Origin of the sequence: Rhizobium leguminosarum, from assembly GCF_010668065.1 — a bacterium.
GTDB classification, from domain to species: Bacteria; Pseudomonadota; Alphaproteobacteria; order Rhizobiales; family Rhizobiaceae; genus Rhizobium; species Rhizobium leguminosarum_S.
Genome location: NZ_WUEN01000002.1, coordinates 1 through 17,784, shown reverse-complemented (window position 1 = coordinate 17,784; position 17,784 = coordinate 1). Strand labels below are relative to the sequence as shown.

The 17,784-nt window shown below is 61.7% G+C and carries 12 protein-coding genes; 3 read left to right on the top strand and 9 right to left on the bottom strand.

Features of this window, described 5'->3' with window-relative positions; all coding sequences use genetic code 11:
• Positions 1–82: 82 nt before the first annotated feature.
• Positions 83–709: a DUF922 domain-containing Zn-dependent protease gene (locus tag GR198_RS04610; protein ID WP_012757670.1), complete on the top strand. Its 627-nt coding sequence runs from the start codon at positions 83–85 to the stop codon at positions 707–709.
• Between the two features lie 318 nt (positions 710–1,027).
• Here GR198_RS04610 and GR198_RS04605 read toward each other — a convergent pair whose 3' ends face one another.
• Positions 1,028–1,348: a 2Fe-2S iron-sulfur cluster-binding protein gene (locus GR198_RS04605; protein WP_003540151.1), complete on the bottom strand. Its 321-nt coding sequence runs from the start codon at positions 1,346–1,348 to the stop codon at positions 1,028–1,030.
• A gap of 260 nt (positions 1,349–1,608) precedes the next feature.
• Positions 1,609–1,992: an Hpt domain-containing protein gene (locus GR198_RS04600; protein WP_003540152.1), complete on the bottom strand. Its 384-nt coding sequence runs from the start codon at positions 1,990–1,992 to the stop codon at positions 1,609–1,611.
• Positions 1,993–2,454: 462 nt separating this feature from the next.
• Between GR198_RS04600 and GR198_RS04595 the strand changes: the two genes are divergently transcribed.
• Positions 2,455–9,582: a membrane protein gene (locus GR198_RS04595; RefSeq protein WP_029875474.1), complete on the top strand. Its 7,128-nt coding sequence runs from the start codon at positions 2,455–2,457 to the stop codon at positions 9,580–9,582.
• A 176-nt stretch (positions 9,583–9,758) separates the two neighbouring features.
• Here GR198_RS04595 and GR198_RS04590 read toward each other — a convergent pair whose 3' ends face one another.
• Entirely contained in the window at positions 9,759–10,289 is a 531-nt protein-coding gene (locus tag GR198_RS04590) for a hypothetical protein (RefSeq protein WP_029875475.1), read from the bottom strand.
• A gap of 289 nt (positions 10,290–10,578) precedes the next feature.
• On the bottom strand, positions 10,579–11,328 hold the full coding sequence (locus GR198_RS04585; RefSeq protein WP_164045832.1) for an aminoacyl--tRNA ligase-related protein: 750 nt from the start codon (positions 11,326–11,328) through the stop codon (positions 10,579–10,581).
• A gap of 369 nt (positions 11,329–11,697) precedes the next feature.
• Between GR198_RS04585 and GR198_RS04580 the strand changes: the two genes are divergently transcribed.
• The gene (locus GR198_RS04580; RefSeq protein WP_029875477.1) at positions 11,698–12,573 is read left to right on the top strand and encodes a D-alanyl-D-alanine carboxypeptidase family protein; all 876 of its coding nucleotides are present in this window, start codon (positions 11,698–11,700) and stop codon (positions 12,571–12,573) included.
• A gap of 42 nt (positions 12,574–12,615) precedes the next feature.
• On the opposite strand, the gene GR198_RS04575 is transcribed toward GR198_RS04580, so the two are convergent.
• From GR198_RS04575 to GR198_RS04555, 5 genes are all read right to left on the bottom strand, one after another.
• On the bottom strand, positions 12,616–13,869 hold the full coding sequence (locus GR198_RS04575) for a sensor domain-containing diguanylate cyclase (RefSeq protein ID WP_029875478.1): 1,254 nt from the start codon (positions 13,867–13,869) through the stop codon (positions 12,616–12,618).
• Positions 13,870–14,010: 141 nt separating this feature from the next.
• Entirely contained in the window at positions 14,011–14,622 is a 612-nt protein-coding gene (locus GR198_RS04570) for an ABC-type transport auxiliary lipoprotein family protein (RefSeq protein ID WP_029875479.1), read from the bottom strand.
• 24 nt (positions 14,623–14,646) lie between these two features.
• Positions 14,647–16,017, bottom strand: a complete 1,371-nt coding sequence (locus GR198_RS04565; RefSeq protein ID WP_029875480.1) for an MlaD family protein — start codon at positions 16,015–16,017, stop codon at positions 14,647–14,649.
• 9 nt (positions 16,018–16,026) lie between these two features.
• Positions 16,027–16,872 (bottom strand): ABC transporter ATP-binding protein, encoded by an 846-nt coding sequence (locus GR198_RS04560; protein WP_164045833.1) that lies wholly within the window; start codon positions 16,870–16,872, stop codon positions 16,027–16,029.
• Between the two features lies 1 nt (position 16,873).
• Positions 16,874–17,784: MlaE family ABC transporter permease (locus GR198_RS04555; RefSeq protein ID WP_164067646.1), on the bottom strand; the 911-nt coding region annotated here is incomplete at its 5' end.

The window sequence follows — 17,784 nt, the reverse complement described above, 5'->3', positions numbered from 1 at the left end:
ACGAAAAAAGCGCCATCTGATATTGCGCTTGGGGTGGCTATGCCCCAAGCTCCTGTCGATTTCAACACGGGTTGCGTTCAGAATGCCGCTTGCAGTGCGTTATATGGTCGTTCCTATCGCTTTTTCCATTGCTCTTTCCCTTTGCAGCCCGTCGGCAGCCGAAGTGATCGCATCGAAAAGCTATTCCTATTTCGACATTCGCGGCAAAAGCGCGGATGAGCTCGACCGCGAACTCAGCCGGCGCGGCCCGACGGCGAGCGGTTCCTCGGCACGCCACCCCGGCGCTACGAAGATCCGCTTCGGCGGCGAGGCAACCTATATCCAGAATAACGGGCGCTGCCGCGTCGGTAACGTCAAGGTCACGGTCCACACCCAGATCATCCTGCCGCGCTGGAGCAGTCGCAAGGGCGCCAGCAAGGAGCTGTCGATGATCTGGGACGCGCTGTCGAGCGATATCAAGCGCCACGAGGAGCGCCATGCCGAGATCGCCCGCGACCAGGCCCGCGCCATGGAGCGCGCCATCCGGGCGCTGCCGCAGCAGCGCAGCTGCGAAGCCATGCAGGAACTCGTCTCCGGCGAATCAGCTCGCGGTATAGAGGAGCACGACCAGCAGCAGGCGCGATTCGACCGGGTCGAGGCGGTCAATTTCCAGAAGCGGATGCTGAGGTTGCTGAACAATCGAATCAACGGTCGAGCCGGCGCAAAATAAGGCTTTTTCAGTCTGGTTGCGAGCGGAAACCCTTAGCTGAATAACGAAACTTGTGCGAAACTTGCACCCTCCCCAGCGATTCACTGGTCATTTTTCATCCTGGCAGACTCAACCGGAACGCGTTAATATGAACACATTCGAAAGTTCAGGTACGGCATCTGCACTTTCATCGCTGGGTTCTCCTGGCGCGTTCCGAAGCCGCGGATGTTCCTCCCTCATCCGTAGGTAATGCGCCCGCCTCGCCTCGCTCGCTCTAGCGCGCGAGGCGTCTTTTTTTTGGTATCGAATTTTTCGACGACGTTTGAAGCGCAGCGCGCTTCAGGCCTGGCGTTCCGGCACGTGCACCACGAGCCCGTCATAGACAGCCTTCATCCGGATCTGACAGGACAGCCGCGAGGTCGGGCGCACATCGAAGGCGAAGTCGAGCATGTCCTCTTCCATCGCTTCCGGCTGGCCGACCTTCTCCGTCCACTCCTCGTCGACATAGACATGACAGGTCGCGCAGGCGCAGGCGCCGCCGCATTCGGCCTCGATGCCGGGCACCGAATTGCGCACGGCATTCTCCATAACGGTGGAGCCTTGGTCGACGTCGAGGTCGAAGCGCGTGCCGTCGAAGGCGACGATGGTAAGTTTTGGCATCAGGACTATTTCCGGTCTTCAAGTGGGTGGGCGGATTTTCTTCCGACAATTCGACGCATCAGTCAACATTGGGAAATCCGCGACAGCCTCGCAGATCGGCCCTTCGCCCGCCGTCTTCAAAGCGTCATAAAGGACGTCGCAAAAAGACCCGCGGTTCCGCAATGGAACAACGGGCCTCGTTCGAACGGTATCTTATGCACGTCGCCCAAAAGTGCGCAGCGGTTTTGGCACAACGACATGCGTCAGATAAAAACTTGGAGTCAGCCGCGGCAGAGCTTCAGAATGAAATTCTCGGCGTCGATGACGGCGGCACCGAGCGCTGCCGTCGCGCCGGCATCGCCGCCGTTTTCCTCGACGGCTTCCGCCGTCTGCGACACGCGGAACGCGCCGACCGAGCTTGCCGCGCCCTTCAGCCGATGCGCGGCTGCGCCGATACGGATGGTTTCGCCGCTGGCAATATCCTGCAGGCATGCGCGAGCCTGGCGCGCAAACATCTGAAGGACTTCGAGTTCCAGTGTCTTGTCGCCCATCGTCTGCTTTGCGAGATGGACCAGATCGATCGGCCGGACCTTCGAGGGACACGGTCCCTTTGCATTATCAGGCGCCTCGAATACGATGTTCAATGCTGCCATCTGGGCTGCCATTGCCAATTCTCCCGTCTCTGTCGTCCGCAGTTGCAACAGTTCTGCGACAGGAGGGTGGCCATCACGTTAAATTCCGGCACAGTCAGGGCGGAAATCTCGCCATATGGTTAACATCCGTTAAATATCCCTAAACTATTGGCTTTTGAGCCGCGCCTGGGATTCAAAGGTGTTAACAAAGGGTTAACGCGCCATGAATCTCAAGCCTTCATTAATTGTGTGAAGAGCCCAGATGTGTCACTACGATACTGGTGGAGCGGGTTTATGGTACGCGCCTTTGCCGAGCGAGTGGATAATGGTAGTGTTTTGATACCTTCCGTTTGAAAAAGCGGCTATCTACTCTGAAATGACATGCTTATCCGTCCTTCGTTGGGATGGAAGGCTGGAACGGCAAAGTTGTTCCCGGGTGAGGCGGAAGCCCAGGAAGCGCTGTCGGACTGGCTGACAGTAACGAGGCATAACCGAATGGCGAACAACAAATATAACGAGTCGATTGAGGACAAGGCGTTCAAGGCATTGGACGAGGCGCTCCAGATCGACTTTAGCAAGGATAACGTACCGTCTCGCCGCGGCGACGCGCCCCAGGCCCCGGAGGCTAATGTGTCTGATCCAGTAAATGCGCGTAACCAGCAGGCCCAGGAAGAAGCGCAGCGCCGCAGCCGCCGCGGTGCCGGCGGCGAGCAGGCTTCCAGGGGTCCGGCTTTCGCGCCCGCCAACGATGCCAGCCGCAATACGCCCGCCTCGATCCTGAAATCCTTTGACGGCGCCTCCAGCCGCTCGGCGGTGCGCACCGCCACCCTGTTTTCCGTACTTTGGGTCATGGCCGGCCTCGGCCTGATGTCGCTGCTTTATGCTCCGCAGATCTGGCAGATCCGTTCGCTCGCCGATCTCGTCGCCCTGCCCGGCGTCATTGCCGGCCTCGTCGGCATCATCATTCCCGTGATGATGTTCTATGCCTTCGCCATCATGATCTCCCGCGCCCAGGACATGCGCAACGCCGCCCGCTCCATGGCAGAGGTGGCATTGCGCCTCGCAGAGCCGGAAACCATCGCCTCCGAGCGCATCATGACCGTCGGCCAAGCCGTGCGCCGTGAGGTCTCGGCCATGAATGAAGGCATCGAGCGCACCATCGCGCGTGCCTCCGAGCTGGAAACGCTCGTCCATTCCGAAGTCAATGCGCTTGAACGTTCTTATGCCGACAACGAGTTGCGCGTTCGCGGCCTCGTCCACGAACTCGGCTCCGAGCGCGAGGCGATCGTCAACCATGCCGACCGTATCCGCACCTCGATCGGCAGCGTCCACGACCAGTTGAAGGAAGAGCTGTCGCTTGCGACCGAAGAGATCGCGGTGCGGCTTGCCACATCGGGCGAAGCCTTCGCCTCGCTGATCGATACACGCGCCGCGACGATCCTGGAAAAATCGGACAGCGCCCTGCAGTCGATGGGCAGCCTGCTCGCAGCCAAGACCGATACCCTGCTGCAGACCCTGAACGCATCGGGCTTTGCGCTGGCCACCGAATTCGACAACCGCCTCGAAGCCCTCTCCGTCAATCTCAACGATCATGGCGAAAGGCTGCTCAGCCAGTTCGAGACGCGCGCCTCGACCATGGACAGCAGCACCGAAAAGCTGAATGCGGCGCTGAATGAGCGTACGCACCAACTCAACGAGATCCTGATCGCCCGCACCCGCGAGATCAATGAGAGCCTGACGTCAGGCGAACGCACCATCGGCGGCACGCTCGACGACGTACTCTTCAAGCTGAACAGCGCGCTCGACGAAAAGGGCGCAAGCTTCCGTCAGAGCCTGCAGACCACCGCCGACGACGCCGTCATGGATCTCGACGTGCGCTCCGGCTTCTTCGAGGAGCGGCTGCAGACGACCGTTGCCCAACTTTCGACCGCCTTCGACGAACGCGTCTCCGAATTCACCAGCGCCTTCGACAAACGCACCGGCTCGCTCGACACCAAGCTGATGGAGAGCCTCGCCCGTATCAACGAGACGCTGACCGGCGGCTCGGATTCAATCGACGGCATTCTGAGCTCCGGCATCGACCGGCTCGGTTCGTCTATGACCGACCAGTCGCTGGCGCTCGCCACCGCGCTCGCCACCGGCCACGAAGTGCTGGAAAGCACACTCGGCAGCCGCGCGGACGAAATCACCACGGCACTCACCAGCCGCACCGGCGAGCTGACCTCGGCGCTGCAGAGCGCGACCTCGGAAATCGCGCTGACGCTTGCGACCGGCACCTCCGAGCTGCAGAACAACCTTCAGACACGCTCGGCCGAATTCCGCGACACGCTGCGCACCACCACCACCGATCTGACGACTGCCGTTGCCGCTGGCACCGAGCAGGTCACCTCTGCCTTCGGCGGTCGCGCCGAAGAGCTGAGCGGTGTGCTTACCGCCCGTGCGGCCGAAATCAGCGAGGCGCTCGGCACGGCCCACGGCCGTATCGACAGCGTCATGGCAGAGCGCGGCGGCGCACTTTTGGAGGCACTGACCACCCATCACGGTCGCTTCGAAGAAGCGCTGACGACCCGCTCCGACGCCATCATCAATGCCGTCTCCGGCACCCATGACCGTCTTGCCGAGACGCTCGACGAAAAGGCGATGGCGCTTGCCATCTCTCTGAACGAGAGCCAGGCCCGCATCGAGGACACGCTCGAGACCCGCTCCGAGGCTCTGTTGAACGCCGTCTCGGGCACCCATGATCGCCTCTCCGAGACGCTTGACGAGAAGGCGATGGCGCTCGCCATTTCGCTCAGCGAAAACCAGGCCCGCATCGAGGATACGCTCGAGACCCGCTCCGAAGCCTTCCTCAACGCCGTGTCTGGCACGCATGATCGCCTGTCGGAAACGCTGGACAGCAAGGCGGCGGCCCTTACGACCTCGCTCGACGAGCGCCATGCCCGCATCGAGGATGCGCTTGGAACGCGCGCCGAGGCACTGCTGAACACTGTATCCGGTACGCGCGACCGTCTTGCCGAGACGCTCGACGAAAAGGCGATGGCGCTCGCCATGTCCTTGAACGAGAGCCAGGCCCGTATCGAGGAGACGCTGGAAACCCGTTCCGCCGCCCTGCTGAACGCGGTCTCCGGAACCCATGACCGTCTCTCGGAGACCCTGGACGGCAAGGCGGCAGCTTTTGCCACCTCGCTGAGCGAAGGCCATGCCCGTATCGAGAATACGCTCGAAACCCGCTCCGCAGCCCTGCTGAACGCCGTCTCCGGCACCCATGATCGTCTCTCCGAGACGCTGGACGAAAAGGCGATGGCCCTCGCCATTTCGCTCAACGAAACCCAGACACGGATCGAAGACACGCTGGAAACCCGCTCGGCGGCCCTGCTGAATGCGGTCTCCGGCACGCATGACCGTCTGTCCGAGACGCTGGACGAGAAGGCGATGACGCTCGCCATCTCGCTCAATGAGAGCCAATCGCGGATCGAAGACACGCTGGAAGCACGCTCCGAAGCCTTCCTCAAGGCCGTGTCCGGCACGCACGACCGTCTCTCAGAAACGCTCGACGAAAAGGCGACGGCGATCGCCGCCTCCCTGAACGAGGGTCAGAGCCGCCTGCAGGATACGCTGGAGAGCCGCTCGGAATCCTTCCTGAATGCGGTCTCCGCCACCCACGACCGCCTGTCCGAGTCACTCGACGATCGGGCGATGGCGCTTGCCATCTCGCTGAACGAGAGCCAGAGCCGTCTCGAGGAGACGCTGACAACAGGCGCCGATGCGATCACCAATGCGGTCTCCGGCACGCATGACGGCCTGAACGGTGTACTCGACCAGAAGGCCGCCACCCTCGCCGCCTCGCTGAGCGAAGGCCAGGCCCGCCTCGAGGAAGCCTTGGGCCACCGCACCGCCGCGATCATCGGCGCCGTGACGGCAACCCACGACCGGCTCACCGATACGCTCGACGAAAAGACCATGGCGCTCGCCATTTCGCTCGACGATAACCAGAGCCGCTTCGACAGCGTGCTCGAAGCCCGCAGCAACGCCATCATGGAGGCCGTCTCCGGTGCCGAGGCACGAGTCGCCGGCGCCTTCTCCGACAAGACCGATGCGATCCGCACCGCTTATACCGACAATCAGCAGCGGCTCGAAAATGCGCTTTCCGAACATAGCGCCGCCCTCTCGGGCGTTCTCGATGCCGGCGGCAACCGCTTCGAGGATCTCGTCGGCGGCTTGACCGGCCGCATCGAAGGCCGTCTGACAGATGCACATACACGGCTCGGAGGCCTCGCCGACGAGGCCGCGGCTCGTATCGAGGGCGGGCTCGCCTCTGCCCATGAGCGCATCCGTACGACGCTCGAAGACCGCGCCAACGCCATCGACCTATCGCTCAACCAGGCCCATGCGCTGATCAGCGATACGCTGGCCGAACAGGCGACCAGCATCGGCACCTCGGTGGCGACGAGCGTCGGCATGCTCGAATTGTCGCTGGAGCACCGTGAAGCCGCGATCCGGCAGGCGATCGATGCCGGCGCCCAGACATTGGAAGATCGCATGCATGCCGGCGCCGGCCAGATCGCCGGCCGCTTCCAGGAGGCGGCAAGTGCGATTTCGAGCTCCACGCAGGATTTCTCCGCCCATCTCGATCGGTCGGTCGAAAGCCTGACGGGCCGTTTTGAAGAAACCGGATCGCGTGTGGAAGCCGGTCTTGCGGCGATCGAGACCCGAATCCGCGACGGCGTCGGCGGCGTTGCCGAAAAGGTCGAAGCGGCCAGCGGCCAGCTGTCCGGCGTGCTTGCCGACGGCGTCTCTCGTATCGGCGCGCTCAGCGACGACGCCACACAGCGCATCTCGGCGACGCTCGAAGGCAGTGCTGCAAACCTCACCCAGGCGATCGACAGCCGCACCGCCAATCTGGCCGAGACGCTGGACAGCCGCACCACTAGCCTGACCGGCGCCATCGACGGCCGCACCGCGAGCCTCGGCGAAACTCTCGACCGCGGCAATGAACGCATCGAGGAACGCCTCTCCACCATGGACCGTGCGTTGACCGTCGGCCTCGAGGCCGTCAACCGCACCATCGAAGGCAAGGCCGCCGGTCTCGCCTCGACGCTGCGCAGCGCGGTTGCCGACGCAGCCCAAGGAATGGAAGGCGAAGCGACGAGAACCACCGAACTGCTTGGCAAGACCGGCCAGCAATTCGCCGAGGATCTCAATACGAAAAGCGGCGAATTCACCCGCACCATGGATGAGCGCTCGTCGCAGATCGTCACCCGCGTCGCCGAAGCGCAGAACCGGCTGGCAAGCCAGGCCGCTGCCGTCGCCCAGACCTTCTCGGAAGCCGGCAACGCCATCGTCAACAAGGTCGCCGAGGCCGAGACCATCGTCGGCACGCAAGTCAATGCCATCTCCAAGGTGCTGTCGGATGCCGGCCAGTCTCTGGAGACACGCGGCAATGCCATCCGCTCGACACTGTCGGGCGCCGGCAGCGAGATTTCCGCCACCATGGCGGATGTCGACCGGGCGCTCGAAGCGCGCAGCAACGCCATTCGTACCAACCTCGAAGAGCGTGCCCGCGAGATCGATACGACGTTCTCCGAGGTAGACCGGGCGCTCGAAGCGCGCGGCAACTCGATCCGCTCGACGCTCGAAGAGCGCACCCGCGACCTCAACTCGATGCTATCAGGCCGTTCGGTCGAATTGACGCGCATCCTCGACGAAACGGCCCGCCCGATCATCGACCGCTACACCGATGCCGGCGAGCAGGCCGCCGCTCGCATCACCGCGGCGGCCAACCTCAGCGCCGATCGTCTGCGCGCCGAAAACGAAGCGCTCACCAGCGCCGTTGCCGCCCGCACCGAGAATGTCGCCAATGCGGTCAGCGCCATCGAGAACAGCCTGGTCGGCAACGTCAACGGCCTCGTCGAGCGCATGTCGGAAAGCAGTGCGGCAATGGCGATGATGATGAACCGCGCCGCCGAGCAACTGGCCAGCGTCGACGGCCGTCTCGGCGATACCACCACACGTTTTGCCGACTCCGCCACCAAGGCCGCTGAAATGGTCTCCGCCTCGACCAGGCTTCTCGAAGGCAAGGTCGACCGCCTCTCCGACATCTCGGGCCAGACGCTGGCACAGGTCGGCGGCATCATCGGCCGCTTCGACGAACACTCCAAGGTTCTGACCCAGGCGTCGCAGCTTCTCGGCGCCGCCCAGTCCAACCTCGCTTCGACGCTCGAGGAGCGCGAGAGCGCTCTGCAGACGCTCTCCGTCGGCCTCGTCCAGCGCTCCGCCGAGATCGAAAAGACCATGCAAGGCCTCGGCGGCATGATCGAGACCGTGTTCGAGCGGGCAGAGCAGCGCTCAGCCCAGGTCACCGGCAATCTGCGCCAGGGCGTGCAATCCTCCTTCGCCGATATCGGCCGCATTCTCACCGAAACCGAGAAGCGCGCCCAGGAAGCGGCAGAGACGATGCGCGAGGCGATCACCCGCGCCGGCGACGAGGCCAATACGACGATCGACGGCACCTTCGCCAATGTCGAGCGCCGCTCCGGCGATCTCTCCAACCGCATTCGCGGTGGTCTCACCGCCTCGCTGTCGGAAGTCGAGCGCATGCTCGGCGAAGCCGGCCGCGCTTCCGACGGCGCCGCCCAGAACATGCGGGAAGCGCTGCGCGAGGCCATCGACGATGCCGTCGGCCGCTTCTCCGGCGCCACCGAGGATATCCGCCGCTCCGCCGCCGACATCCGCAGCGAGCTCGACGCCACCCGCGCCGAACTGAAGCGCGGCGCCTTCGACCTTCCCGAGGAAGCCAAGGAAAGCGCCTCGGCCATGCGCCGGGCCGTCGCCGAGCAGATCAAGGCGCTGCAGGATATCTCCCAGCTCGTCGGCCGCTCCAGCCAGCAGCTCGAGATCTCCGAGCCCGTCGCCCGCACACTCGCCCAGGTGCAGCCGGCCCCGCGTCCTGCCCAGCCGGTCGCAGCCCAGCCTCCGCAGCCGGCAGCACCCCCGCCGATCGAAGCGACAGGTCTGCGCGGAACGATCGCACCGTCTGCGCCGGCTGCCGCCCCCCAGCGTGCCGCGCCGCAGCCTGCCCCCGCTCGCCAGGAAACAGGCCGCCCGGAAACAGCTCGCCAGGAGCCGGCTCGTCCGGAAAGCGGCGGCTGGATCAGCGATCTCCTGCGTGGCGCATCGCGTGAGGAAGCCGCCGACGAGGCCGCGGCCGCTCGTGCTCCCGCCCGCCCGGCGGAAACTGCCGCGCCGGCCGCGCGCAGCAACGACAGCCGCAATCCGCGCCACGTCGTCGAATCGCTGAACTCGCTCTCGGTCGATATCGCCCGCGCCATCGACCACGACGCCTCGGTCGATCTCTGGCGCCGTTATCAGCGCGGCGAGCGCGACGTCTTCACCCGCCGCCTCTACACGCTGAAGGGCCAGCAGACCTTCGACGAGATCAAGCGCAAATACGACCGCGAACCGGAATTCCGCACCGCCGTCGACCGCTACATCGGTGATTTCGAAAAGCTGCTCGCCGACGTCGCCCGCACCGACCCGAACCGCACGGTGACGCAGTCCTACCTCACCTCGGATACGGGCAAGGTCTACACCATGCTCGCCCATGCAGCAGGCAGGCTCGGCTGAGCCTGACTTTTACCTGGGGTGAAAACCTCCGAGCGAACGGAGGCCAATTTGATCGTCGAATGGGAGAAAGCCGCTTGAACTGATGTCAGGCGGCTTTCGCTTTTGACCATGGGCTGCGCTTTGCGCCTGGAAACCCACGCAGCAATTCATAGGCCAGGTTTGGTGCTACCATCTTTTTATTGAGCATTGCCGGCATCAGTCCGGACCAGATCATTTGACGCCCAAGCCTGAATTGCCTGGTTGAACACACGCTCACCATCGGCGCCCTTTTCAAGCGTCAGCAGTGCTCGTTTGCCGTCCTGATAGGAAATCGGCAAATCGATCCATTGGCGTTCAAGCAGTTCAAGGTTCTTGGCACGAGCCTCAGGCAGATCATTGAGCGCCAGCATGTAGAGATTGTCCGTGACCTTGGCGGGCACGGCTATCAATGTGTCACCGCGATCGCTTTCCGTCGCCTTCATTGACATGTGCCGGAGACTGTAAATTCCACCTCCCTTAAATCCTGGTGCGATCTGAAACGACAATTCAATGAGGTGGCTTGCGGAAACGGAGGGATCTGCATTCCGTTCCAGTGTCAGCACTGCAGTGAAGTGACGCTTCGGCACAGCAATGTGCGCTTGGATAACAGGATCGGAGTGTCCCCTGGCGTCGGTGCGCATATCGATTGACCACCTGACAGAACCGGGAACCGTCGTCGGCTGTGCCATCTCCGGTTTTTCCTCATACAGAAACATTTGAGGAACTAACGAACGCGGGACGGAGCGTCCGGATGACGCAAAGGCGGAAAAAGCTGAAAGAACGAGCACGCATATGCCAACGACCAAAACCATTGCCGAACGCATCATAGAAACCCCACCCCTCGCAGCATAACGCTGTCTCTTACTGTATAATTTCTTAAATCGGAATTACGCAGCAATTCAAAGTGCTGCAGAAAATTCAAGGATAACTGCAACGGCGAAAACCGAGACCGCTTGCGCGGTCCCGGTTCTTCATGTTTTACTGATCGGCCGCTATGTTCCAGTTGTAGACGCACCGATCGAGACCGATGGCGATCTCAAGCACGAGCACGTCATGGTCGACCGCCGCTCCCTTCTTCGGTTGCGACTGGTAGCGCTGCGGAAAGTCCGTGCGTCGGGAGATCGAGCAGACCTCCATCCACTTGTCGCCATTGTCGACCTCGATATCGACAGTCACCTCGGAATAGGCCGGCAGCCGGTCGGAGGCTACGATCCGCGTCGGCAGGTGGATCAGCGATGCGATCATCCGGTGGACCGGCTCGAGGCAGGCGGCATGATAGTCGTTGCCGCTATCGGCCGTGAAGGCACATTGGAATTCGAGCTGCCAGAATTCCTTCAGCCGCATGTGTTTCGTCGGCTGTTCCTGCTCGCGACGATAGGATCTGCCGGCCTGCCAGACGCAGAGCGGCAGCCGTGTCTTCGAGTGATTGCCGAGAATATGCTGCATGTAGATGTAGGTCGACGGCGTGGTCTCCGGTCTCAGCACCAGCGCGGTATCGCTGGTGGAGAACTGTTCCTGGACCCAGATATCGGCGTTCGAATAGGCGCTTGAAACCAGAGACCGCGGCATCAGCGCCGGCGCCTCGACCCTCCTGACATCCCAGGCCGGATTGACGGATCTGAGAAAACTGCGGACCTCTTGCGAAAAGAAGCCGATCATATGATCGCGCAGATGGATCTCGCGCTCCTCCCAATGGACGAGCGAATTGACATGATAAATATTGAGCACGGTGCCTGTCTCCCTGGCAACCTTGATTGACGTGGTGAGGGGCTTTACGTCCAGCAGCGCGCCGGACGCCTGGCGCCCTGACGTCACAGCAGGACGCGAAGACCTCGTCCGCCAAGAGCGCGCACGATCGCGACCTGCGGGCAGGTGCTGATATGACGGGAGAAGGGCGCGTGCTTCATGCTCATGGCGCATTTTTACGTGCCGTGCGCATCATTGTCAAAACCGAAGAGGGTGAGACAAAAGGAATCAGCTGTGGATGACCCTTTTTTATTGCCCCCTGTCCTTCATTCCGTCACAAACTTTTCTGATCCGCTCACATTCAAACAAGCGGCTCACTCCACCATCCAAACGACAGAGACAGCAACATTGATGACCAAGACGACATCCACGCTCCTTGCCACCGCGCTCTCTTCCTTTTTCCTGATGGGCGCTTTCACTCAGGTTCAGGCAGGCCAGGCAAGCTTCGTCGTGGATGCCCAGTCCGGCCAAGTCCTCGAAGGTTCCAACCAGGACGATCTGAACTATCCGGCGTCGCTGACCAAGATGATGACGCTCTATCTCGCCTTCGAAGCCCTGCATGACGGACGCCTCAACTGGGACCAGAAGCTCACCATGTCGGAAAATGCCGAGAGCAAGGAGCCCTTCAAGCTCGCTGTCGGGGCCGGCCGCAAGGTGACGCTGCGCGAAGCGGTCGAGGGAATTGTCGTGCTCTCCGCCAATGATGCGGCTGTGGCGATCGCAGAACAGCTTGGCGGCTCCGAACAGGTTTTCGCCAAGGCAATGACCGACAAGGCACGTCAGCTCGGCATGAAGGATACGGTCTTCAAGAATCCGTCGGGCCTTCCCGATCCTGAGCAGGTCACCACGGCGCGGGACATGGCGACACTCGGCGTTTCGCTGATGCGGGACTTTCCCGAGGAGTTCAAGCTCTTCTCCATGCGCGGCTTCCAGTTCCGCGGCATGAAGCTGCGCGGCCACAACAACCTCATGTATCGCTACGACGGCGTCGACGGCATCAAGACCGGCTACACCGATGCATCGGGCTACAATGTCGTGACGTCGGCGTTGAAGGATGGCCGCCGCGTGGTCGGCGTCGTTATGGGCGAAAAGACCGCGAGCATACGCGACGACAAGATGGCAAGCCTGCTGGACAGCACTCTGTCGCCGTCATCGACCGCCACAGCTTCGACGACACCGGGCAGCCAGCCGGGAGCGACGATGACGGATTCACAACCGACGAAATAGGCCCGATGAGCGGAGACTTGCCGGCAGGATTTTGCCGACGGGTTATCTGAAAGCGACTTCCAGATGCTGCCGGTCTTGCGCGATCACCCTGCAATTCGTTTCGAAACCTTCGCCTTTGATGGCCAGGATGAATTCCGAAGGAATGCCTGATGTGTTGGAGACTGAAATGCCGGCGCTCTCCGAGCCTATGGTTTTGACGGTGCAGTCGATGGTCGAACGCCGATCGTTGAACAGGATCGAACCCGCCTTCAGCACCCGCCGTCGAGCCCCAATGGCGTGATCGGCGTGGATGGAGCTCCACGACACACAACGATTCCGTCCGCCATGCTTGGCCTGATACATCGCCGCATCCGCCTGAGCCAACAGGGTCTCGATCTCTTTGGTGACGATCGAGAGTGCCGAAGTTCCGAAGCTGGCTGTGACGGTCAGGGCGCCATGATCGCCGCTTATGATCTGAGAGGCGATGGCGGCTCTGAGTTTCTCGGCGACCGCGGCAGCACCTTCCCGATCGACATGCGGCAAGATGACGGCAAACTCCTCGCCGCCAAGACGGCCGAACAGATCACCGGCTCGAAGGGTCGTCTTGCAGGTCGATGCCACCGCCTTGAGAACCTCGTCTCCTGCGGCATGTCCATGCGTATCGTTCACCTTCTTGAAATGGTCGATATCGAAGACGATGCATGAGAGGTCGTGCTTGTGCCGTAAAGCGAGCGAAATGAGCTGATCGGCCTCCTGCTTGAAGGCACGCCGCGTCATCGCCTCGGTCAGGCTGTCGATCGCGGCCGACTGCATGAGCTCGATGCGGTCCATCGCAGCGCCCGCCAGTTCCTCGAGAATGCCGAGATCTCTGTTGCCGAACGATCGCGGCCTGCGGTCGATCGCGCAAACCGTTCCGATCATGTGCCCGGCTTTTGTTCTCAACGGCACGCCGGCATAAAAACGGATATGGTTCTCGCCCGTCACCGCAGGATGTTGTGAAAACCGCGAGTCCTTGGTGGCGTCTTGCACGACAACAGGCTTTTCACAGTCCACGACATAGCGGCAGAACGTGTCTTCGCGCGACACCTCATCGCCCGCGAGGCCGGAGCAAGCCTTATACCATTGCCGATGCGCATCGATCAGCGACACGATGCCGATGTCGATGGAAAAGATCTCCTTTATCAGGCGTACGATCCGCTCGAAGCCCTCGTCCCTCGGCGTGTCGAGGATATCGAGCTGCTGCAACACAGCGAGGCGATCATTTTCGCGTTGGATCGCCTCCAATGACGATTTCCCGAAGACCCGTGCAACCACCATGCAACATTCCTCCTGAAAGGGACTACATGATGCGTTCCATAAATTCGTGAAGAAATTGAATACGATGACGACCCCTATGCCATGGGATCAAATATTTTTCACAATCGACAACCCCCGATATTCACGGGGCGGCATCGAAATTCAAATTGAGCGCAGCGTCCAGCTGACGAGCTCGGAGGCGACGTTGGAGAAGGCGCGGTCGAGGCCTTTGACGAAGCCGTCATTGTCGCCGCCGGCCGGCGCCATGGCGCGGAACACCTTCTGGGCGCGCACCGAGCCGTTGCGATCATTGAGGATCTTGGCGGAAATTTCGACCACCGCCTGGTTGCCGTGCGAAGCGTCGATCTCGAAGGCGCGGATATCGGTGACGATCTGGTAGTCGATCGCCAGCCCCTGCCCCGGCATGCCGACGCCGCCGAGCTTGCCCGAGTTCTCGAAGGCTTCCACCAGCTTCGACTGCACTATGCGCGGCAGCTTGTCGCCCCACTGCGCCTTTGAGAGATACTGGATTTCCGAAGGCGAAACACGGATGACGATCTGCTCGCTGTCGAGCGACCTTAGCGCCGTCGGGCTGGCGATCAGGATCTGGCGGGATTTGGCCGCGGGTCCACTGCCGTCGACGGCAGCGGGCAGGTCATAGGTGTCGTTCTTGGCCGCGGTGCCGCACCCCGAAAGGATCAGCGCCGTCAGCGGCAGCGCGATCACCGTTCCCCTGATCCGTGAACGGCGCGACAACAAATGCGATGCGACCATATTAGGCTACCCCTGATTTCCCAGTTAACGCCGCGTCCGGCCGTCATATTGCTTCACCGTGTCCCCGCCGAAGATCAGGCGTTGCGGATTGCGGTCGAAGTTGGTGATCGTATCGTTCAGATTGCTCACGGTTCCGCGCATGTCGTTGACGAGAGTCTGCACGTCGCGCAAGCCGCCGCTCGAGAATTTCTGCAGATTGTCGGCAATCGGTCCAATGCGCGAATTCAGGTTGTCGGCGACCTTCTTGAAGGATTCCAGCGTATTGCGCGCCTCGGTGAACAGCGATTGCGTATTGTCGGTGCCGAGCAGCGCATCGACCTTGATGAGAATGCCGTCGATGCGGGTCGAGGCCGAATTCAGCTTGTTGGAAAGCTGCGACACGTCCTGGATCGTCTGGTCGATATCTTTCTGACGCGCCGAAACCGTGTTGGCGACCTCGCGGATCGAGGCGACGGCGGCGCGCGCATCCTTGGTCGCCTGCGCGATGTCGTCGACAGAGCCCTTCACCTTCGCCGGGTCGATCTGGGCAACGAGCGTATCGACGCGATCGAGTGTCGCCTGTGCCTGCTTGCCGAAATCGTTGAAGGTTGTGGCCGTCTGGTCGAACTTCTGGATCGCGCCCTTGAGGTCGCCGGAGGCATCGGCGACATTGGCGGTAATCTTCTCGGCATTGGAGACGATGTTATCGATCTTCTGCGCATCGACCGCCTTGACCAGCGACTCGACGGCTTGAAGCGTCGAATCGACACGGCCGGAGACCGCCTTCACCGTATTGGAGAGCTCACCCACGCTCTGCAGGAAGGCGTCGATATTGCCGGAATTCTTGGCAAGTGCATCCGAAAACGTCTCGGCATTCTTGAAAGTCTCGGTCAACGGCCCGCGCGAATCTTCGATGAAACCCTGAAGCTCGCCGACCGCGTCATTAGCGCGATCGAGGATCTTGTCTGCGGTCGCCAGAAGATTGGTGACGCTCGATTGGTCGGCAACGATGACGGCGCGTTTGCCGTTATCGATCGCATGCTGGAGGATGCTTTCCTCGCCCTTGCGACCGCCCGAGAGTTCGATATAGGCAGCCCCGGTCAAACCCTGGATTTCAAGGGCGGCCTTGGTGGAGGGGTAGATCGGCGCATCGGTGCGCACCTGGGTGAAGGCCAGCGAATATTGCGGATCGTCGGCATCGATCGACAGCGTCTGCACCGAGCCGATCTGGATGCCGTTGAAGCGCACCGGCGAGCCGACGCTGAGACCGTTGGCCGAGCCCGGAATACGAACGATCAGTTCCGTCATCGGGCCGCCGCGGCCATATTCGGCCATCCAGTAGACGAAGCCGAAGGCAGCCGCGATCACCAGCACCGTGAAAAAACCGACAATCGTGTAATTGGCTTTGGTTTCCATCTTATCCGGTCACTTTCCGCTGCTGTCGTGCCGCGCGGCAGCATCGTTTTGCGGCACAATCGACCGCGCGCGTTTGCCCTTGAAATAGGCCTGCACCCACGGATCGTCATAGGCCAGCATGTCGCCGATCGTGCCTTCCACCATTACTCGCTTCTTTCCGAGCACGGCAATACGGTCGCAGACCGAAAACAGGCTGTCGAGGTCGTGCGTCACCATATACACGGTCAATCCCAGACTATCGCGCAGGTTGGCGATCAGTTCATCGAATTCGGCCGCGCCGATCGGGTCGAGACCCGAAGTCGGTTCGTCCAGGAAGACGAGTTCCGGATCGAGTGACAGTGCGCGGGCAAGGGCTGCGCGCTTGATCATGCCGCCGGACAGTTCGGATGGATATTTGTCGGCAGCATCGGCTGCAAGCCCGACCATACGGATCTTCAAATGCGCCAATTCGTCCATCAGCGAGGTCGGCAGGTCGAGATATTCGCGCATCGGCACCTGGATGTTTTCCTTGACCGTCAGCGACGAGAACAGCGCCCCCTGCTGGAACAGCACGCCGAGCCGCATGTCGAGCGCGTTGCGTTGCGGTTCGTCGAGCTCGTCGAAATCCTGGCCGAGGATCTTGATCGTGCCGGAGCGGCGTGGCAGCAGCCGGAGCACCGTGCGCATCAGCACCGATTTACCCGTGCCCGACGCGCCGACGAAGCCGAGGATCTCGCCGCGGTAGATATTGAGGTTCAAATTGTCGAGCACGACCTTGGATCCGAAGCCGACGGTGACGTCGCGCGCCGATAGCACGATATCCCTTTCGTCCTTGTCTTCCGTATCGATCGGTTTCTCGTCCACGCGGTCCGCCATCCTAGAAATCGATCGCTGCATAGAACATCGCAAAAAGCCCGTCCATCAGGATGACGACGAAAATCGCCTTCACCACCGCGGCCGTCACGTGCTGGCCGAGCGATTCCGCGCTGCCACCGACCTTCAGCCCCTCGACCGCGGCAACGATGCCGATGACCAGCGCCATGAACGGCGCCTTGATCATGCCTGAGAGCACCGTCGACAATGTGACCGCCTCGTGCAGGCGCGACAGGAAATTGGCGAAGGTGATGCCGGAATAGCCCCAAGCGACGGCGGCAGCCCCGCCCAGCGAGGCGAAATTTGCCAGCACCGTCAAAAGCGGCAGCGCGATGGTCAACGCCACCAGCCGCGGAAAGATCAACACGCCGATCGGGTTCAGGCCCATCACCTTCAGCGCGTCGATCTCCTCGCGCATCTTCATAGAGCCGATTTCGGCGGTGATCGCGCTGCCCGAACGGCCGGCAATCATGATCGAGGTCAAGAGCACGCCGATTTCGCGCAATTGCAGGATGCCGACGAGATCGACGACGAAGACCTCAGCCCCGAAGTAGCGCAGCTGAAAGGCGCCTTGCTGGGCGATGATCGCCCCGATCAGGAAAGACATCAGCAAGATGATCGGAACGGCGCGAACGCCCATATGGTCGATCTGGTTGACGATCGAGGCCGGCGAAACGCCGCTGCCGCGGCCGAACTTCATCTGCGCGCCGCGCACCGCCGAGCCGAGGATATACATGGCAGCGGCGAAATTGTCCCAGACCTCATAGGTCATCTTGCCGATCGGCGCGAAGACGCGCGTGGCAAGCGAGACTTTCTCCACCTGCTCCGGCTCGACCTTAGCCGGCTCCTCGGAAAACATCTCCAGCATTTCGTCGATATGCGAGTTGGTGCCTTCGAAGCGAACCGCCCTCCCGC